Genomic DNA, 17,981 nt, shown 5'->3' on the forward strand with positions numbered 1-17,981 from the left:
AGAATTTAAAATAGCCGTCAATATAGCAAAGGTTGGGCAATTAACTTTTTAACTTTGCGGATAAATACGTGAGAAAATGGCTAGAACACCAAGTAATATGCTTCCTTTAGGCACCTCAGCACCAAAATTTAGTCTATTGGATACTGTAAGTAATCAACAACTTCACCTTGATGACTTAAAAGGCGATAAAGGAACGGTTATCATGTTTATTTGTAATCACTGTCCTTTTGTAAAGCATGTTAATAAAGCTATAGCGCAATTAGGTAAGACCTATCAAAAGCAAGGTATTTCTTTTGTGGCTATATCAAGCAACGATGTGGAAAACTACCCTCAAGATGCGCCACACCTCATGAAACTAACCGCTGAGGAAGAAGACTACACCTTTCCCTATTTATACGATGAAGACCAAACAGCTGCCAAAGCATACGATGCCGCCTGTACTCCAGATTTCTATCTTTTTGATGACAACTTAAATTTAGTTTATAGGGGCCAACTGGATGATTCCAGACCTGGTAACGAGTTACCGGTTACAGGAAAAGATTTGGAAGATGCTATACTAGCTGTTTTAAACGATAAATTGGTTTCTGAAATACAGAAACCGAGTATAGGATGTAACATCAAATGGAAATAGGATTGATTTAGAGCCAACCTTCTCTTTTGAGTAAATTTTCTATCTGCGTATAATGGTGTTGGCCGTGCCAAGCATATCTTCCCACATTTTCATCCAAACTGGTTTCTACACGGCCTTCTGGATGAATGAAGATTCTTTTTAAAGATTCGCGTGACAAACCTCTGAGAAGGTAGACCAACTTTGCGTGAACGGCACTTAAATGAGTAAGGGAAAGTTCTATGGGAGCCGTTTTTGCATCAAAAAGTTTGGACCATTCTTTTTCATCATACGCCTTAATGACCGGACTGTTTTCGGTTAGGGCCCATTTGAACCTCAAATAACTGTTATGGTGGCTATCGGCTATATGGTGAACTGTCTGCCTTACGGTCCATCCTCCAGGCCTATACGGAGTTTCAAGTTGGGATTCAGACAATCCTTCAACCAAAATTTTCAGCCTATTGGGAATTTTTTCCAAAATGATTATCCACTCGTTTAAAATATCATCAGTGATTACTTCCGGTACCTCAAAGGTTCCTATGGGGTATTTCAGTTGATATAGTTCATGTTCTTCCATAAACTAAAAGTAACAAACTTTAATACATTTTTAACCATAAAAGAATGTCTAAAGACCTTTAATCTACTAATTTTATAGGAATTTAATTTTAACCCAGTAAATACTATATAAATGGCAACAATAAGATTGGGCGATAAGGCCCCAGACTTTACCGCAGATAGTTCTGTAGGTACCATAAATCTTTACGATTATTTAGGCGACGGTTGGGGAATTTTATTTTCCCACCCTGCAGATTTTACCCCGGTTTGTACCACGGAATTAGGGACGGCCGCTAAATTTAAGGATGAATTTGATAAGCGAAACGTTAAGATGTTGGCCCTGAGTGTAGATGGAGCCAGCTCCCATAATGAATGGATCAAGGATATTAATGAAGTACAGAACACTACTGTTAACTTTCCCATTATTGCAGATGAGGACAAGAAAGTATCTGACTTGTATGATATGATCCATCCCAACGCCGATAATAATTTAACGGTTCGTTCTGTTTTTATCATCGCTCCGGATAAAACGGTGAAACTCATCATCACTTATCCGGCTTCCACAGGCCGAAATTTCTATGAATTGCTAAGGGTCATCGATTCCTTACAATTAACAGCATATCACAAAGTAGCTACGCCTGCCAATTGGAAACAGGGAGAAAGTGTGGTAGTTAGCCCAGCAATTTCTACCGAGGACGCCAAAGAGATGTTTAAAAAAGGAGTAGAGGAAGTAAAGCCATACTTACGTATGACTCCGGACCCTACCGCTTAAAACCGGATATTCTTAAACAAGAAACCTCATAACAGTGTTATGAGGTTTTTTATTTTAAAATTCATAAAACGCACCAGGTTTGACTGGCTGACCCAAAATATTTGTACACTTAAAATCTTTCTTCATAACTTGTAATTAGATAAGTCGTGAATGAAAATTTTTAAAACATTTCTTTTTGCTATTTCCTTCATGTCCTTACTTATGGGATGTGTAAATCTGGGCCACGTCACCAATTTTTCCAAAACATCAATAGAGGCCCTGCAAACCTACGGAAACCTATCTCAAAGCTTCACCTCTGTTTGCACTCAAGATTGTGAACTTAAACATATTTCCAATTACAATGTATACAAAACCAAATGCGAATGTGGCGGTAACGTAAAAGCGGATAGTATTACCAATGCAATTTATAGGGCTACGGTAGAATACCTGCATGGTTTAATGGCAGTTAGTGACAAAACCTCCGCAAAATTTGAAACAGCAGATCTTACCAATACATTGGCTACAGGTAATTACGGTCCAATTAAATTAAACTCAGAAGATGTTGCTTCCTATTCAAAGCTAACCTCACTTATTTTAAGAGCCTATAGCGGAATCCGGTCAAGGAAAAAAATAAATAGTTACGTGACGGAGGGGCATGAGCCTTTTCAGCATTTATTATACTTTTTAGAATTCAATCTATCTCAAAATCTTAACGGAAAACTGGAAGTACAAAAAAAGAGTATTCAAAATTTTTATTTTGATTTCGTTCATGACACCCATCTTTCTTCTTATGAGCGCACCAAATTTGCAGAGGATTACTTTGAAAAAAAAGCAACCATAGAAAGACATCAAAACGAATTGAAGCTTTTTGGCGATTTAGTGAATGAGGTAAAAGAAGGTCACAAACTACTTTTGCAAAATCTAGATCAGTTAACTGATGAGGAAGTTAAGAACAATTTGGCCAAAACGGCTCAAAAACTCGCTTTGGGAGCAAGAATTATTTCTCAGTTAAAGTAAGTAGCATGGCAAATTTAACATCTGAACAAGTAAAGGAATTAGCAGACAATCTTTTGAGAATGACCAATGCCCTTGGCGATTTTAGATATGAAAATTATTCAAAGTTAAACCCTCAAGAAAACAAACGGTTAAAGGAATTACATAACAACTTATTGGAGCAAACTACCGAACTTTATACAAAATCCGCAGTTTTAGTATTGGATGACGCAGAAGAAAGCCTAAATAAGGTCAAGGTAATAACCGCAAAGACCCAAGAACTCTATTCCAATCTGGATAATATCCAAAAAGGAATTAACTGGGCTACCAAAATACTAGGAATGGCTTCTGCTATCTTAAGTTTGAATACGGAATCTATTGCAGCATCCATAAAAAGTATCATCAGTTAAGGGGTTTGGTTACCATATTTTTCAGTATATCCATTAAAATTTGACAACCTCCAAATATAACTAACGAAAAATCACTCATTTAAATTTAATAACAGTACATTTGCGCTTTAATTAATTTAATTTTTTATTATGAGTAAAGGAACAGTTAAGTTCTTCAATGATTCAAAGGGTTATGGCTTTATCACTGAAGAAGGTTCAAGCGAAGATCACTTTGTACACATTTCAGGACTTATTGACGAAATACGCGAAGGTGATGTTGTAGAATTTGAGCTACAACAAGGTAGAAAAGGACTGAACGCGGTGAATGTGAAAGTAGTTGACTAAGACGACGCATTAACTCTTTTTATACAGTATCAACCCCAACAATTTGTTGGGGTTTTTTTATTCATAATCAACACATTAGTCATATTTTTCATACATTTGTTTGCGTTTTAACGCAACCCCACTCCAATTTGTGCATCTAATAAGCGGATAGCAAAATTTCCCCATCACCTAATTAATGAATTATGACTACTTTTTTCGGTATTCTATTTCTATTGCTTATTGTAAACGTTGTATTGTTTCTAGTAAGCTCAGATAGGGCAAAGAAATCCCAGCGATAACTTATCTAAGGGGCCCTTACATTTTCAATTAAATTTTATGATGCCTTTTGGCACTGGAAAATCTATGTTTTCACCCCAGATTATTTTGGTGAAAATGGTAAAATAGGCCGCATAAAAAAGCCCCGATAACGTCGGGGCTTCATTTATATCAAACAGATACTAGTTTTACTTCACATCCATTAATTCTACATCAAAAAGCAAAGTTGCATTAGGAGGAATAACTCCACCTGCACCAGCGCTACCATATGCCAAATCTGAAGGGATTACAAAGCGAGCCTTGTCCCCCACTTGTAAAAGACCAATGCCTTCATCCCAACCTGGAATAACTTGACCTACACCGATTTGAAAATCTATGGGTTGTTTCCTTTTATAGGAGGAATCAAAAACTTGACCGTTCATTAAACTACCCTCATAATGAACAGATACCTTGCTTCCCTTTTCAGCTTTAGCTCCGTCACCTTTTTGAATTACTTTATAACGCAGTCCGCTAGGGGTACTTTCAAAACCGGCCGCTACCTTTTCAAGTTCCGCTTCCTGTTTTGCTTTTTCTTCTGCAATTCTTTGTTCCCTGGAATTCTGAAATGACTTAAAGGCATCTACTGCATCCCAATTTTCTGCTTCGTCCCCTACCCTTACAATTTCCAAAGTTTCAATAGCATCTCCTTGTGCAATGGCATCCACAACTTCCTGACCACTTTCTACATGACCAAAAACGGTATGTTTACCGTCTAACCATGGGGTTGGGACGTGAGTGATAAAAAACTGACTTCCATTAGTTCCAGGCCCAGCATTGGCCATAGAGAGAACTCCTGGTTCTGAATGCTTAAGTTCCGGATGAAATTCATCATCAAATTTGTAACCAGCATCGCCAGTTCCTGTTCCAAGAGGACAACCTCCCTGAATCATAAAATCTGGAATTACTCTGTGAAACTTAATTCCGTCATAATAAGGCTCACCCGCTGCCTTAACCTTATTTTCTTGCTTTCCTTCCGCCAAGGCAACAAAATTGCCAACGGTACCCGGAGTTTTATCGTGGGTTAATTTTACCAGTATCTCTCCTTTTGAAGTATTGAATTTTGCGTAGATTCCTTCTTGCATTTTTATGCTTTTTTAATTGAGCGGCAAAGGTAAGGATTTAAGCCGGTTTCGGCATAATTGAGAACTTGGTTTACCCCTAACCTTTAATCTTGTTATTGGGGATAATGCCGTATTTATCAAAAAGATAGATCAAACTGGCCATGCTGGCCGCACCAAGTTCCAATTCCCGTTTATTAACATGCTCAAAAGTATCTGTTTCTGCATGATGATGGTCAAAATACCTTTGTGAATCTGGTCGTAGACCGGCCAATACCATATCTTGGTTCTTAAGAGGGCCAATATCCGCACCGCTATATCCCTTAACGAACATATGAATTAGATAGGGTTCAAATAATTTTTTCCACTCCTGTACCCGCTCTAAGTTAGCCTCAGAACAATCAAAAGAAAAGCCTCTGGGGGTAAATCCTCCTGCATCGCTCTCTAGGGCAAAAACGTGGTTCTCTTTTTTATTTTTGGCAACTTCCGCATATTTATTGCCTCCCCTTAATCCATTTTCTTCGTTCATAAAGAGGACCACCCTTATTGTTCTCTTGGGTTTATATCCCGTCTTTTTTAAAAGTCTCAGTACATCCATACTTTGCACGCAGCCTGCACCATCATCGTGTGATCCATCGCCTAAATCCCAAGAATCCAGGTGACCGCCAACTATCATAATTTCATTAGGAAATTGGCTTCCGGTTATTTCGCCAATGACATTATAGGATTCCACATCATCAAACTGTTTACAGTTTTGTCTAAGGTAAAACCTGGTCTTGGGATTCAGTTTTATAGTGGTACTTAAAAGTTCAGCACCATTGGTACTAATGGCCGCTGCGGGAATTCTATCGGCCACCGGGGTATCACCATAACTCATGGATCCTGTATGCGGATGATCATCCAATTTGAGACTCATGGAACGTACAAGGACACCTACGGCTCCGAATTTAGCTGCTTCGGCCGCTCCGGAATATCGCTGGTCCACACAACCTGAATAGGATTCGAAAGTACTAATTACTGTTGGGTCCATGGGCCTATTGTAGAACACTATTTTCCCTTCTATTTTTTCCCTTCCCAAACTTTTTAAATCCTCTATTCCATTTACCTCAACCAATTCTGCCTTAAGACCGCCCACTGGGGTTGCCACAGAACCGCCCAAGGCACAAACGGAAACATTGGTAGACTGGCCCGGTGCTGTTTCAAAATAAGCGAACTCAGGCGTTCCACGCACCCATTTGGGTACCATTACCGGTTGGAGCCAGACTTTATCCAAACCTAATGACTCCAATTCAGCTTTGGTATAATCCACGGCCTGTTGCGCCTGTACCGAACCTGATAATCTACCTCCAATTTGATTGCTCAAATGATTTAACCAATCATAAGCTTTCCCTTCGGTTAACGCCGTTTTATAAATCTTATCCATTTGTTCAGCATCTTCTTGGGAATTCACGGTCCCTGCCAAACATAATATCATTAAAAAAAAGAGCTTTTTCATTCGTTTTCGTTTTCCAGCTGTTGTTTGTAGGCTTCTAAATTAACCTTAATTTTTTCGTCCAACTCGGGTTCCTGAATATCTTTATACTTTTTTAACTCTTGTAATAAAATACTGGCCACACTAACACGGGCCGCTTTTTTATTGTCCGACGGAATCACGTACCAAGGGGCGTGAGCCTTTGAAGTCCTATTAATGGCTTCTTCATAACAAGCCTGATACTGGTTCCATAGCTTACGTTCTTCCAAATCACCCGGTGAGAACTTCCAATTCTTTCTTTTTAGCGCGAGTCTTCTCAATAATCGCTGTCTCTGTTCCTCTTTGGATATATGAAGAAAAAATTTGAAAACAAGGGTGCCATTCTCTGCTATATGCCTTTCAAAATTATTTATTTGATCAAATCTTTTGTTCCAAAATTCTTCATCAATATCTTCTACCGAATGAATTCCGGGCAGGTATTCTCCCAAGATATATTCTGGATGTACACGGGTAACCAAAACATTTTCATAATGGGTTCTATTAAAAACACCAAACTTTCCCCTAGCTGGTAAGGCAATATAGTGTCTCCACAAATAGTCATGTTTCCTTTCCAGTTCCGTAGGTACCTTAAAACTATGGACAACTACTCCCCTGGCATTAAAGTCTTTAAAAACTTCACGAATCAAGCTATCCTTACCCGCCGTATCTATCCCTTGAAGACAAACCAGAACGCTGTACTTTCCATGTGCATAAAGGGTATCTTGAAAGTCTCCTAACGCTTCCCTTACATTTTCCAACTCTCTTTTAAGTTGTTTATCCGATGAGCTAAAGTCTTCATAAGTAGACACTTGAGACAATTGAATGGCCTCAGTCACCTTGTACGTAGTAATTTTTGATGTATCCATAGTTGGAATATAAAATAAAACATCGTTGAAAGGGTAAAAATGTTAAAGAAAATGGTCGTTAAACACAAAAAAAGGCAGGTTAATCCAAAAAAGTATAATCAAGAGGCGTTCCATCGAAAAAAGTAGGTCTTAGGCAACAGTTGGTCTTAACTTTGTAAACGTAGAATGTCCCAAATTTTACAACCTTTTTATTGACTATGAAGCAGTTAAGAATTTTTTTAATACTTTGCTCCGTTGGTATATTATCTTCGTTTACCACGGGTCAATCCTGTAAATATGCCAACTCCAATATTGGATATGTAAAAACCGAAATTGAAGCAGCTTTGGGAATGACAGATCTTCAATTGTCTCGATTTCATACTTTCAAAGCAATTAATGCCATAGAAAAATCCAAGAACGATTTGGAAGAATGTGGCTGCGAGTACGCTATTGATAATATTACTGAAGGTTCCGAGCATCTTAAACTAGCAACCAAAACTACCTCCATTGCCAGTACCAATATTCTTTTGAACAAGGCATTAAAAGAAACAATTGCCACGTTGGAATCCTTGAACGAACACGATAGCCATGGGAGCAATTACGGTAACGACGTACTTAGCTTAAATACCGTAAATCTAAATAATGAATCCAAAAGCACCTACGAACCTCCTTCCGAAATATTACTTCGCAAAAAAGTAGATTCTTCATTAGTGAACTATAGAAAGTCACTGGAAAACATGGTCAAAACCGTCAATTGCACAGAGGCCAGGGCATTTGCAAATAGGGTGTATGAGCATTGTGAGCAGCAATTATTGAAACCCAATCTTTCCGAAGGCAAAAAATATTACAACCTTAAAACCAAGGAGATTACCAAGAAGGCTTTGGACCAACTAGGTGAGTGTGGCAAATAAATATATTATTTGCTTGCAAAAAGTTTTACATCTTCTTCACTTACTTCTTTTCCTCCTAATATAATTAATCGCTCTACCACGTTTCTTAGCTCTCTGATATTCCCTGTCCAATCGTAGCTTTTTAGCAACTTTACGGCCTTATCGGAAAATGTTTTTACGCCCATTCCTTGCTCCTGGGATATTTTTTTCGAAAAATAATCTATCAATAAAGGGATGTCTTCCCGTCTATCATTCAATGCCGGAACCTTAATCAGGATTACGGCAAGCCTATGATACAAATCTTCCCGAAAACGATTTTCTTCAATTTCCTTTTTCAAATCTTTGTTGGTTGCGGCTACCACTCGTACATCAACCTTTATATCCTTATCCGTACCTACCCTAGAAATCTTATTCTCTTGTAACGCCCTTAATACCTTTGCCTGTGCAGAGAGGCTCATATCCCCAATTTCGTCCAAAAAAATAGTACCCTTATTGGCTGCCTCAAATTTTCCCGCACGATCTTTGACCGCAGATGTAAAGGCTCCTTTTACATGGCCAAAAAGCTCACTTTCTATCAATTCCGATGGAATGGCCGCACAGTTCACTTCTATAAAAGGCGCGGAACTCCTAGCACTTTTTTGATGTAACCAATGAGCTACCAGTTCTTTTCCGGTACCATTAGATCCCGTTATCAAAACTCTGGCATCTGTAGGTGCCACTTTTTCGATGATGTCCTTAATAGCTGAAATCCCCTTACTTTCACCTATCATTTCATAATTCTTACCTACTTTCTTCTTAAGAATCTTATTCTCGGTCACCAACACCTTTCTATCCAAGGCATTGCGTACCGTGGTAAGCAACCTATTTAAATCTGGCGGTTTGGAGATATAGTCAAACGCTCCCATTCGCATAGTATTCACGGCCGTATCCAAATCACCATGACCGGAAATCATGATAAAAGGGATTTCTGGCTTAATTTTCCGGGCGGCTTCCAACACCTCTACTCCATCCATTTTGGGCATTTTTATATCACAAAGGACCAAATCGTAATCATTGTTCTTAATGGCCTCCATACCTTTTAAACCGTCTTCCGCTTCTTCTAATTGATAGGAATCGTTCTCTTCGGAAAGTATTTTGACCAATACCCGGCGAATAGCAGCTTCATCTTCAATCAGTAATATTTTTGACATAAGGAATTACTTCAATTGTTAATCTTTTGGTAAGATACAAGTACCAGTCAAGACTTGGAAAGTTTTAACTACATTTTAATCGTTTGATTACACATTACAATGGCCATCAACTTAGAGTCCTACTCTAAAACCTGTCCTAAAATAAAAACTGGGATCATCATTGAGGGTAAAAATATCATTCCGCTCTTCATCTCTAAGCACCCCATCTTGAAAAACCGTATGCCCTACATAACCATATAAAAACGTACTTTTTGCCAACTTGTATTGGTACCCTATTGTAAATAAAGCCGCAGAGGAAGATACAGAAGAGGCGGTAACGGTACTGGGCAGCACAATGTTGCTTTGTAAATTCACGTAATACCCGTCAAAAATAAACTCTGTCTGAAATTGATGTTGTTCGTTTAAGTGGTATTTAAAGCCAGACTTAGGTATCCCCAAAACATAACTCCAATCTGGTCTAAACCGCTTTTCATAGTATATAATTGGTAATGGGATTCGTAAGGCTACAGTTGAATTGTAAGCGATTCCCATGACCAATTTCATGGGTTTAGGTACATTTTTCTCCTCTTTTAAAAAACCTACCGTAGCATTTATGGAAAAATCTCCATTTTCCAAAGGTTTGCTTAAAGTGGAAGCCAATCTAGGGGTGATTACCCCAATAAATCGCCATTGGGGTTTAAATTTCCAAACGTAGGCCATGTTCAAGTCCAAGACATGAAATTGCTTTAATCCGGCATTACTAAACGGAAGCTCTCTTTGCAAGTCGTATGCCAACCGGTTGTACTCGCTACCAAAAACCAGGTTATTGGAATCTGCAACGGTAATAGGAAAGTTTACCAAAAATTTGAGACGTGAAAGGCTGGCGTCCGATTTATTTCTAGGCATCAACATATATTCCGCCCTTATAATATCAGGAGTTTGTGCTTGACCAAAATATCCAATTGCCAAAAAAGCAGCAATGACCCAGTTAAACAGTCTATGATTCATTCGAGTTCTTGGCGGTGCCAATTGAAGTGTGACGAAATGGTAGGTCTTGAAAAATATGAATATCCCTTTGTGGAAACGGTATGGTTATATTATGCTCCCTAAATTTAGCGTCGATCTTATAGCGCATTTCACTTTTGATTCTTGGGTCCGAAAAACTGTCGGAAATAAAAAAATTAACCGAAAATAATAAGGCAGAATCACCAAAATCATCAAATAGTACAAAAGGTTTGGGGTTTTTCATTATTCCTTCTTGACCTTCTGCAATTTCCATTAAAATCTTTGTAACCACATCTATATCACTACCATAGGCCACACCCACTATCACCTTCTCACGAGTGGTTTTATGGTTTTGGGTATAGTTGTAAATAATTTCACTGATGAAATGATGATTTGGTATGATTATCACCTTGTCATCTCTAGTAATGGCCCTAGTTGTTCGCAATTTTATCTCAAAGACTTTGCCCACTTTACCGTTTACCTCAATGATATCGCCCACGTGCAAAGATTTGTCCAGAATTATGAAAATACCCCCGATCACATCTTGGAAAAGTTCTTGTAAGGCCAAACCTAAACCAACGAACAATGCGGCCGAAGCTGTAAGTAAAAGTGTAATATCTATACCCGCCGCACTCATGGTAATGATAATGACCACAATATAAATTACATAGCGTATAAACTTGAAAACACTAATGAACTTTAACCGATCATCATTTGCCATGCGAGAAGTGAGTAGAGACCTCAACCACCGCAATAGAAAATTGGTGACGAGCAAAGCCACGCTTAGCATTATAAGTAGACCAATGGTAATTTCTATCCGCTGGTCTCCAGAACCATAGCCAATACCAATCTGCAAAAACTCCTTTATTGCCCCCCAAATATCCTCTTCAATCACCTCAACCACCTTGTTGGGTTCTTCTTGAAATGCACTAATCATATTTAAGCCACTTGAAAAGTTCTTTGTACGTTGGTTTTTTACCATACATAAGAATACCCACCCTATAAATTTTGGCGGCCAACCATACAATACCTATAAAGGTACCGAATAATAAAAGGATTGAGGTCACCAATTCCCAAACAGGAACGCCGCCTTCACCTATACCACCGGGCAACCGCATCAACATAACAATAGGCGAGGTCAATGGAAACAGGGAAAAACCTACCGCAATAGGCCCGTGAGGATTGCTAAAAACCGAAAAGAACCCTACATAAATAGCCAACATTAACGGCAATATAATAGGAAAGATAAATTGCTGGGTATCCGTTTCATTATCAACCGCCGCTCCAATAGCGGCATAGATGGAACTGTATATTAAGTACCCCAACAGAAAATAAACCAAGAAAAAGAAAATGAGCATTACCCAAGGTATACGAAAAAGTTCTTGAGCATAGAGCTGCATTGTTTGATCGGCCGTGGGTATAGGAGGTGCCATATTTGCCCCCATACCAGTTTGTAGATGAGCACTGGTGTTCAATGCCGATGGATCGATATCAAAAACGGCAAAAGCCACCAGCAATAATAATGATGCCGAAACCAGCCAAATACCAAATTGGGTAATTCCTGCCAATGAGGTTCCTATAATCTTACCCAACATTAATTGAAAAGGCTTTACCGATGAAATAATCACTTCTATAATCCTGCTTGTCTTTTCCTCAATCACGCTACGCATAACAAAGCCTCCATAGATAATGATGAACATCATGATCAGGTAACCAAAACCACCCCCAATAAAAGCTTTAATTTCATTGATACCCTTAACATTGGTCTGCCCATCAAAAGTGGCGGTACGAATATCAAACCGGGTATCCACCTTTTCAAACTCAGATGCGGTAAGTCCTAATTCCAGAAGTCTTGACTGCCTCAATCTTTCTTGAAAAACAGCATCTATTTTTTCGGTTATATCCGTGCTTGGCGCATCTTCGGTGTAAAAAAATGAACGATCGCAAACCTTTTCTATATGAATTTCATCCGGAATGTAAAGTAGCCCGTAGAACCCCAAACTAGCAACTGAATCCTTTGCCGTTTCCAAAGACACATCATCAAAATTGACATAGGAAGTGGAAGTCGTTGCAATAAACTCATTTGAAAAAAAATTACTCTCGTTTAAAATTGCAATTACCTTGTGGTCGTTGTCATTTACTTTTGTGAGGTAAGCAATAAGCACAACCATTCCCACCATTAGGATTGGACTTAAAAAGGTCATAATCACAAATGATTTGTTTCGCACCTTGGCCAAATATTCCCTTTTGATAATAAGCAATAGTTTACGCATTCAATTCTTTGCTTTGTACGGTTCTTATAAAAATTTCACTGGTTGACGGAATGGTCTCTACAAAACGGTTCACATTTGCCTTATCGGAAAGATATGCCAGAACCTCTCTTGAGTTTTCATCAGGCAGTTGCAGGGTAAAGTCCAACTGGTTTTCCAAAGAATCGAAGGAAGAATTGGACACCTTAAATTTCTCAGTAATTTCAGAAAGGATCAATTCCGCGTTTGCCGTTTGCAGCCCTACTCTAAATACATTGTTTTTATAAGCCCTCTTAATATCGGATAGTTTACCATCCAATACTTTCTTGGACCTATGTATTAAAGCAATATGCTCGCAAAGCTCCTCAACGGACTCCATACGGTGCGTGGAAAAAATGATGGAAGTACCCTGTTCTTTTAATTTTAAAATTTCGTCTTTGATGATATTGGCATTAATGGGGTCAAACCCGCTAAACGGCTCATCAAATATTAAAAGTTTAGGTTCGTGAAGCACAGTTACTATAAACTGGATTTTCTGGGCCATACCTTTGGATAGCTCTTGAATTTTTTTGTTCCACCAATCTCCAATTTCCAATCGCTCAAACCAAAATTTCAACCGTTTTTTGGCTTCGGCCTTATCCAACCCCTTTAATTGAGCCAAGTAAAGTGCCTGCTCCCCTACCTTCATACTCTTGTAGAGTCCCCTTTCTTCCGGAAGGTACCCAATTTGTGCCACGTGATGGCTCTGCAAAGCCTCCCCATCAAAATAAACCTCGCCTTTATCTGGATAGGTAATTTGATTTATTATTCTAATAAGTGTGGTCTTACCGGCACCATTGGGACCAAGAAGTCCATAAATACTATTCTTGGGTATATTCAATGATACCTCATCAAGTGCAGTGTGTTCGCCGTATTTTTTGGTGACTTCCTTAGCGACCAAAATATTGTTCATGCAAGCAATTTTGTCAAAGATATATAAAAGAGTTGTCAGTTAAACTTGAGGAAGAAGCTTAGTTTAAAAGACCTTTCAATCACCTAGCAATCTCCCTAAAAACAAAACCCACCCTTAAATGCATTTAAGGATGGGAAAAAAATTGCTATGAAAAAGAAAATTTATATTGGTTTCCCAATATGAATCAAATATACGTTTTTTATTTAAATCCCAAACTTTTTGGGTTAAGAGAACATATCCTTCACTTTTTCGAAGAAAGATTTATCAGATTTCTCAGGTTTTGGATCAAAATTTTCATTGCCCTGCATTCGCTCAAAGAACTCCCTTTGTTCTTTGTTAAGTTCTTTAGGAGTCCATACGTTCACATGGACCAATAAATCTCCGCTACCATACCCATTGATACTGGATATTCCTTTTCCCCTTAACCTTAATATCTTTCCGGATTGAATGCCAGGCTCTAGCTTTATGCGCACTTTCCCCCCTACGGCGTCAATTTCTTTAGAAGTACCTAGAACAGCTTCAGAAAAGCTAATGTAAAGATCATAATGAAGATTATCTCCTTCTCTTTTAAGTGTCAAGTGCTCTTCCGTTTCAATGGCTACCAACAAATCTCCAGCAACACCATTTCCAGGAGCATCGTTACCCTTTCCGGGCACTTTCAATTGCATACCTTCTTCAACACCTGCAGGAATCTTTATTGATACGGTCTCCTCTTGAACCTTAAGACCTTGAGCGTCTGCATCACTCGGTTTTTTATCAATAACTTGTCCGCTACCACCACAGGTACTACAGGTAGTTGCGGTTTGCATTCTACCCAAAATGGTATTGGTAACCTTGGTAACTTGGCCTCTACCACCGCACGTACCACAGGTTGCATAGCTTACCCCTTCTGCCTGTACTTTTCTGCGAACTTTAACCTTTTTCTCAACCCCGTTGGCCACTTCTTCAAGGCTAAGTTTCACCCTTATTCTAAGGTTACTGCCTTTTACCCTTCTTTGGCCTCCACCGCCAAAACCGCCAAAACCACTGAAACCTCCGCCACCGCCAAAGGCGCTTCCGAAGATATCACCAAATTGACTAAAGATATCGTCCATATTCATACTGCCACCGCCAAAACCGCCGGCGCCATCAAAGGCAGCATGACCAAATTGGTCATATCTAGCTTTCTTATCCGGGTTGCTTAGTACCTCATAGGCTTCTGCGGATTTTTTGAACATCTCTTCCGCTTTAGAATCCCCTGGGTTTTTGTCCGGGTGATATTTTAAGGCCATCTTTCGGTAAGCCTTCTTTATCTCCGCCGCACTGGCACTTTTACCAACCCCTAATACTTCGTAATAATCTTCCTTCATACTTCAATTTAGTTTCCAACAACTACTTTTGGATGACGAATAATACGCTCCCCGAGCTTATATCCTTTTTCCACTACGTCTACAATCTTGCCTTTTAGCTTTTTGTCCGGAGCTGGAATTTGGGTAATGGCATCGTGAACCTCGGCATCAAAAGTATCTCCTTGTCCGGCCTCAACTTCTTCAAGGCCCTTGGATTTCAGGGTTTCACGAAACTTGACCCTTATAAGCTCCACACCTTTGAACATTTCCTTGTCATCAGACTTCGCCAACTCCTTCAAGGCACGATCAAAATCATCTAAAACCGGTAACATGGAAACCATGATTTCCTGCCCCGCCGTTTTGAACATTTCCATTCGTTCTTTAGATGTTCTTTTCTTAAAATTTTCAAACTCTGCAAACAAACGCAAGAACTTATCTTTCTCCTTAGCCAAATCTTCCCTTAGTTGTTCCTCTACACTAAGCTCCCTATCTACGGCACCTTCGGCATCTTTTAACTCTTCATTGGCAGCATTCTTTTGCTCCTCTTCTAAAGCCTCTTCAAAATCTTCGGTTATGTCTTTATCGCTCATTTTTTCTTCGCATTTAATTTTACGGTAACGAGGAGGCAAAAGTACTGCCATTTCTTTAAAAATGTCAAAATGTCATTAAAAACTAAGATGACTGCATAGCCTATAGAACATAAAAAAATCCGCCATTAGACGGATTGTTCAAAAAAGATCTTAAAACCTCTACGAGGAATATTCTTTTTTCAAACCCATTTCCGAAGTTTTACTTGAAGATTTAACTCCGTAAATTTCTTGGAGTGCAGGACAGACATTGGTATACTTAAAAGAAAAACCTGTTTCCTCAATTTTCTTGCTACTCACCCTCTGACTGCTAAAAAGTAGGTAACTCATTTCACCCAGAACCAACTTCATTACAAACTCTGGTATATTAGGCAAGAACAATGGTTTTTTTAGAACATCCGCTATTTTTTTAACCAATTTTTCATTGCTCACAGGATTAGGGGCCACGCCATTGAAAACTCCCGAAAGTGTATTGTCTACGGCAAAAAGAAACATTCTTGCCAAATCTTGGATATGAATCCACGATTGCCACTGCTCACCACTACCAAAGGCAGAGCCCACATAATTGTCGATTGGTTTGGTCATCTGAGGCAAAGCACCGCCATCCTTGGCCATAACCAAGCCAATTCTAATTTTTGCAACCGGAAAAGGAAAACCTTGAAATTGATCTGCCTCTTGTTCCCACCTTTCTACAACTTCACCCAAAAAACTATTATCCACCGCTTGTTCCTCCTCCGTGTAATAATTACCCACGGAACTAGGATAAATTCCGATAGCGGAAGCAGAAACAAAGGATTTTATATATTCAGAACCAAATTCCAGCAGACCTTTGTGTAACGTTTGAAGGGATTGAACCCTGCTGGAAAGTATTATTTTCTTGTATTTAGGTGTCCATCTTTTAGCTATTGAAGCGCCTGCTAAATTGATGATGGCACTTACCCCTTTAAAGCAATTTAAATCTATTTCGCCTTTGTCCGGATTCCAATAAAAACCTTGATATTCCGTTTTGGAAACCAATTTATCCTTACTTGTGGTAAGATAATTCACATGTATATTTTGTGCATGGCACTGCCTCACAATTTCACTCCCCACAAGACCTGTTGCACCTGTAATCAAAATTCTCATACTCAAATATAAAGCTTTGATTTGGGTGTTGAATTGTCTTTAATTCCGATTTAACACAAATGCAAAAGCATCTGTTAAATTATTTGTTTAACAAACTGAAAATTAACTTTTTATATGGAAAATATACTATTTTTTGGCCCGAAGCATTTCGCGCTTCCCTGGAGGTCCAGGTAGCTTTTCTACGCTAAAACCTACAGCCTGCATAGCCCTTCTCACACTCCCTTTGGCGGCATAGGTTACCAATACACCCCCTTCCTTAAGCGCGGCGTACATTAGGGAAAAAATAGCTTCGGTCCATAACTCGGGTTGCACCCGAGCTCCAAAAGCATCAAAATAAATAAGGTCAAATTCATTCCGATCTCGTATTTCAGAAAAGTCCATCCTTCTTTTTACCAAGCTAAAATTGGGATGTATTTTATGTATTTCTTCCCAAGGTACCTCGTGCATTTTTTGAAAAACGGCGTGTTCACTTTTGGCATTCAAGGTTGTAGAATAATCCAGAAGTGCAAGCTCATCATCGTTTACGGGAAACTTTTCAACACCGCAATAGTTAATTGTAAGTTGCCTGGACGAGGACTCAAGCAAGGTAATAAATGCATTAAGACCAGTACCAAACCCAATCTCCAAAATACCAAGCTCCGTATCCCGAAAAAGGTCTAACCCGTGTTTTATAAAAACATGATAAGCTTCCTGTACGGCACCGTGCTTGGAATGGTATTGCTCATCCCAATCCAAAATTTGAATGGTTTTGGACCCATCGCCCGTGGAAATAATTTTTCGCTCCAATGAACTAGGTGCTTACTGTTTTACAGGAACCAGCACACCATCTGCCTCAAAACCGTAAGATTTTAAGGGTGCTGTTATTAGTGCTATTTCATCTTCGGATTTACCGGCATCCTCCGCGTAGTGTTTTTGGTCTTCCACGCTCATAGACTCCACAAAAGCATAACCATTTATGACCACTTCCTTTCCAGTAATATCATTTGGCATGAAAAAACCGTAGTCCTTAAATCTAACCATGGCTTCGTTACCTTCCGGCAACTGAACTTTCATCCAACAGCCCTTCACTTTACAAACATCGGTAACCATTCCCTTAAAGGTGACCTCCAAGGTGTCGGCAACCTTCATTTCCTCATATTTAGAGGCCAGAAATTGTACATCTTCTACTGGCTCGGACCCCATCTTTTCGCCAAATGATTTGAAAGTTGTTTCTTCATTTACCTTAGGGCTCTCAATTGTCTTTTTTTCTTGTCCTTTACATGCTACAATCAGCATAAAAAACACAAGTAAAGTGTTAAATCTTTTCATATCCCTCAAAAATTTAAATGC

20 protein-coding genes are annotated in these 17,981 nt (G+C 39.0%); 6 read left to right on the top strand and 14 right to left on the bottom strand.

Annotated features, from left to right (window positions below; all coding sequences use genetic code 11):
* Positions 1 to 76: 76 nt before the first annotated feature.
* Positions 77 to 631, top strand: a complete 555-nt coding sequence (locus tag IL355_RS13625) for a thioredoxin family protein (protein WP_192462662.1) — start codon at positions 77 to 79, stop codon at positions 629 to 631.
* Positions 632 to 638: 7 nt separating this feature from the next.
* Here the strand turns inward: IL355_RS13625 and IL355_RS13630 are convergent, their stop codons facing one another.
* Positions 639 to 1,184, bottom strand: coding sequence for a YfiT family bacillithiol transferase (locus tag IL355_RS13630; RefSeq protein WP_192462663.1), 546 nt, complete (start codon positions 1,182 to 1,184; stop codon positions 639 to 641).
* Between the two features lie 111 nt (positions 1,185 to 1,295).
* Here IL355_RS13630 and IL355_RS13635 point away from each other — a divergent pair, with 111 nt between their 5' ends.
* From IL355_RS13635 to IL355_RS13650, 4 genes are all read left to right on the top strand, one after another.
* Entirely contained in the window at positions 1,296 to 1,934 is a 639-nt protein-coding gene (locus IL355_RS13635) for a peroxiredoxin (RefSeq protein WP_192462664.1), read from the top strand.
* A 150-nt stretch (positions 1,935 to 2,084) separates the two neighbouring features.
* Entirely contained in the window at positions 2,085 to 2,930 is an 846-nt protein-coding gene (locus IL355_RS13640; RefSeq protein ID WP_192462665.1) for a hypothetical protein, read from the top strand.
* A gap of 5 nt (positions 2,931 to 2,935) precedes the next feature.
* A complete protein-coding gene (locus IL355_RS13645) occupies positions 2,936 to 3,316 on the top strand; it encodes a hypothetical protein (protein WP_192462666.1) in 381 nt (126 codons plus the stop codon).
* 129 nt (positions 3,317 to 3,445) lie between these two features.
* Complete coding sequence (locus tag IL355_RS13650) at positions 3,446 to 3,640, top strand: cold-shock protein (RefSeq protein WP_187457186.1); 195 nt, start codon at positions 3,446 to 3,448, stop codon at positions 3,638 to 3,640.
* 443 nt (positions 3,641 to 4,083) lie between these two features.
* Here the strand turns inward: IL355_RS13650 and IL355_RS13655 are convergent, their stop codons facing one another.
* The 3 genes from IL355_RS13655 to IL355_RS13665 all read right to left on the bottom strand — a co-directional run bounded on the left by IL355_RS13655 (position 4,084) and on the right by IL355_RS13665 (position 7,368).
* A complete protein-coding gene (locus IL355_RS13655) occupies positions 4,084 to 5,016 on the bottom strand; it encodes a peptidylprolyl isomerase (RefSeq protein WP_192462667.1) in 933 nt (310 codons plus the stop codon).
* 76 nt (positions 5,017 to 5,092) lie between these two features.
* On the bottom strand, positions 5,093 to 6,487 hold the full coding sequence (locus IL355_RS13660) for a M20/M25/M40 family metallo-hydrolase (protein ID WP_192462668.1): 1,395 nt from the start codon (positions 6,485 to 6,487) through the stop codon (positions 5,093 to 5,095).
* Positions 6,484 to 7,368, bottom strand: coding sequence for a PPK2 family polyphosphate kinase (locus IL355_RS13665; RefSeq protein WP_192462669.1), 885 nt, complete (start codon positions 7,366 to 7,368; stop codon positions 6,484 to 6,486). The genes IL355_RS13660 and IL355_RS13665 overlap by 4 nt, the downstream gene beginning before the upstream one ends.
* 197 nt (positions 7,369 to 7,565) lie before the next feature.
* Between IL355_RS13665 and IL355_RS13670 the strand changes: the two genes are divergently transcribed.
* Entirely contained in the window at positions 7,566 to 8,258 is a 693-nt protein-coding gene (locus IL355_RS13670) for a hypothetical protein (RefSeq protein ID WP_192462670.1), read from the top strand.
* Between the two features lie 5 nt (positions 8,259 to 8,263).
* Here the strand turns inward: IL355_RS13670 and IL355_RS13675 are convergent, their stop codons facing one another.
* The 10 genes from IL355_RS13675 to IL355_RS13720 all read right to left on the bottom strand — a co-directional run bounded on the left by IL355_RS13675 (position 8,264) and on the right by IL355_RS13720 (position 17,960).
* Positions 8,264 to 9,427: a sigma-54-dependent transcriptional regulator gene (locus IL355_RS13675; RefSeq protein ID WP_192462671.1), complete on the bottom strand. Its 1,164-nt coding sequence runs from the start codon at positions 9,425 to 9,427 to the stop codon at positions 8,264 to 8,266.
* Between the two features lie 111 nt (positions 9,428 to 9,538).
* On the bottom strand, positions 9,539 to 10,414 hold the full coding sequence (locus IL355_RS13680; protein WP_192462672.1) for a DUF6268 family outer membrane beta-barrel protein: 876 nt from the start codon (positions 10,412 to 10,414) through the stop codon (positions 9,539 to 9,541).
* Positions 10,404 to 11,348, bottom strand: coding sequence for a mechanosensitive ion channel family protein (locus IL355_RS13685; protein WP_225621244.1), 945 nt, complete (start codon positions 11,346 to 11,348; stop codon positions 10,404 to 10,406). The genes IL355_RS13680 and IL355_RS13685 overlap by 11 nt, the downstream gene beginning before the upstream one ends.
* Positions 11,341 to 12,684, bottom strand: coding sequence for an ABC transporter permease (locus tag IL355_RS13690; protein ID WP_192462674.1), 1,344 nt, complete (start codon positions 12,682 to 12,684; stop codon positions 11,341 to 11,343). Before IL355_RS13690 ends, IL355_RS13685 begins: the two co-directional genes overlap by 8 nt.
* A complete protein-coding gene (locus IL355_RS13695; RefSeq protein ID WP_192462675.1) occupies positions 12,677 to 13,612 on the bottom strand; it encodes an ABC transporter ATP-binding protein in 936 nt (311 codons plus the stop codon). Before IL355_RS13695 ends, IL355_RS13690 begins: the two co-directional genes overlap by 8 nt.
* A 224-nt stretch (positions 13,613 to 13,836) precedes the next feature.
* Positions 13,837 to 14,961, bottom strand: coding sequence for a molecular chaperone DnaJ (dnaJ, locus tag IL355_RS13700; RefSeq protein WP_192462676.1), 1,125 nt, complete (start codon positions 14,959 to 14,961; stop codon positions 13,837 to 13,839).
* An 8-nt stretch (positions 14,962 to 14,969) separates the two neighbouring features.
* Complete coding sequence (locus tag IL355_RS13705; RefSeq protein WP_192462677.1) at positions 14,970 to 15,530, bottom strand: nucleotide exchange factor GrpE; 561 nt, start codon at positions 15,528 to 15,530, stop codon at positions 14,970 to 14,972.
* Positions 15,531 to 15,689: 159 nt separating this feature from the next.
* Positions 15,690 to 16,652 (bottom strand): TIGR01777 family oxidoreductase, encoded by a 963-nt coding sequence (locus tag IL355_RS13710; RefSeq protein WP_192462678.1) that lies wholly within the window; start codon positions 16,650 to 16,652, stop codon positions 15,690 to 15,692.
* A gap of 126 nt (positions 16,653 to 16,778) precedes the next feature.
* Positions 16,779 to 17,438 (bottom strand): tRNA (5-methylaminomethyl-2-thiouridine)(34)-methyltransferase MnmD, encoded by a 660-nt coding sequence (gene mnmD / locus IL355_RS13715; protein WP_192462679.1) that lies wholly within the window; start codon positions 17,436 to 17,438, stop codon positions 16,779 to 16,781.
* A gap of 12 nt (positions 17,439 to 17,450) precedes the next feature.
* Complete coding sequence (locus IL355_RS13720; RefSeq protein ID WP_192462680.1) at positions 17,451 to 17,960, bottom strand: DUF4920 domain-containing protein; 510 nt, start codon at positions 17,958 to 17,960, stop codon at positions 17,451 to 17,453.
* Between the last annotated feature and the right edge of the window lie 21 nt (positions 17,961 to 17,981).

This window comes from Euzebyella saccharophila (assembly GCF_014855495.1).
GTDB classification, from domain to species: domain Bacteria; phylum Bacteroidota; class Bacteroidia; order Flavobacteriales; family Flavobacteriaceae; genus Euzebyella; species Euzebyella saccharophila.

Coding starts and splice junctions, on each gene's coding strand:
- IL355_RS13625 (WP_192462662.1), top strand. CDS start 77: ATGGCTAGAACACCAAGTAATATGCTTCCTTTAGGCACCTCAGCACCA.
- IL355_RS13630 (WP_192462663.1), bottom strand. CDS start 1,184: ATGGAAGAACATGAACTATATCAACTGAAATACCCCATAGGAACCTTT.
- IL355_RS13635 (WP_192462664.1), top strand. CDS start 1,296: ATGGCAACAATAAGATTGGGCGATAAGGCCCCAGACTTTACCGCAGAT.
- IL355_RS13640 (WP_192462665.1), top strand. CDS start 2,085: ATGAAAATTTTTAAAACATTTCTTTTTGCTATTTCCTTCATGTCCTTA.
- IL355_RS13645 (WP_192462666.1), top strand. CDS start 2,936: ATGGCAAATTTAACATCTGAACAAGTAAAGGAATTAGCAGACAATCTT.
- IL355_RS13650 (WP_187457186.1), top strand. CDS start 3,446: ATGAGTAAAGGAACAGTTAAGTTCTTCAATGATTCAAAGGGTTATGGC.
- IL355_RS13655 (WP_192462667.1), bottom strand. CDS start 5,016: ATGCAAGAAGGAATCTACGCAAAATTCAATACTTCAAAAGGAGAGATA.
- IL355_RS13660 (WP_192462668.1), bottom strand. CDS start 6,487: ATGAAAAAGCTCTTTTTTTTAATGATATTATGTTTGGCAGGGACCGTG.
- IL355_RS13665 (WP_192462669.1), bottom strand. CDS start 7,368: ATGGATACATCAAAAATTACTACGTACAAGGTGACTGAGGCCATTCAA.
- IL355_RS13670 (WP_192462670.1), top strand. CDS start 7,566: ATGAAGCAGTTAAGAATTTTTTTAATACTTTGCTCCGTTGGTATATTA.
- IL355_RS13675 (WP_192462671.1), bottom strand. CDS start 9,427: ATGTCAAAAATATTACTGATTGAAGATGAAGCTGCTATTCGCCGGGTA.
- IL355_RS13680 (WP_192462672.1), bottom strand. CDS start 10,414: ATGAATCATAGACTGTTTAACTGGGTCATTGCTGCTTTTTTGGCAATT.
- IL355_RS13685 (WP_225621244.1), bottom strand. CDS start 11,348: ATGATTAGTGCATTTCAAGAAGAACCCAACAAGGTGGTTGAGGTGATT.
- IL355_RS13690 (WP_192462674.1), bottom strand. CDS start 12,684: ATGCGTAAACTATTGCTTATTATCAAAAGGGAATATTTGGCCAAGGTG.
- IL355_RS13695 (WP_192462675.1), bottom strand. CDS start 13,612: ATGAACAATATTTTGGTCGCTAAGGAAGTCACCAAAAAATACGGCGAA.
- dnaJ (WP_192462676.1), bottom strand. CDS start 14,961: ATGAAGGAAGATTATTACGAAGTATTAGGGGTTGGTAAAAGTGCCAGT.
- IL355_RS13705 (WP_192462677.1), bottom strand. CDS start 15,530: ATGAGCGATAAAGACATAACCGAAGATTTTGAAGAGGCTTTAGAAGAG.
- IL355_RS13710 (WP_192462678.1), bottom strand. CDS start 16,652: ATGAGAATTTTGATTACAGGTGCAACAGGTCTTGTGGGGAGTGAAATT.
- IL355_RS13720 (WP_192462680.1), bottom strand. CDS start 17,960: ATGAAAAGATTTAACACTTTACTTGTGTTTTTTATGCTGATTGTAGCA.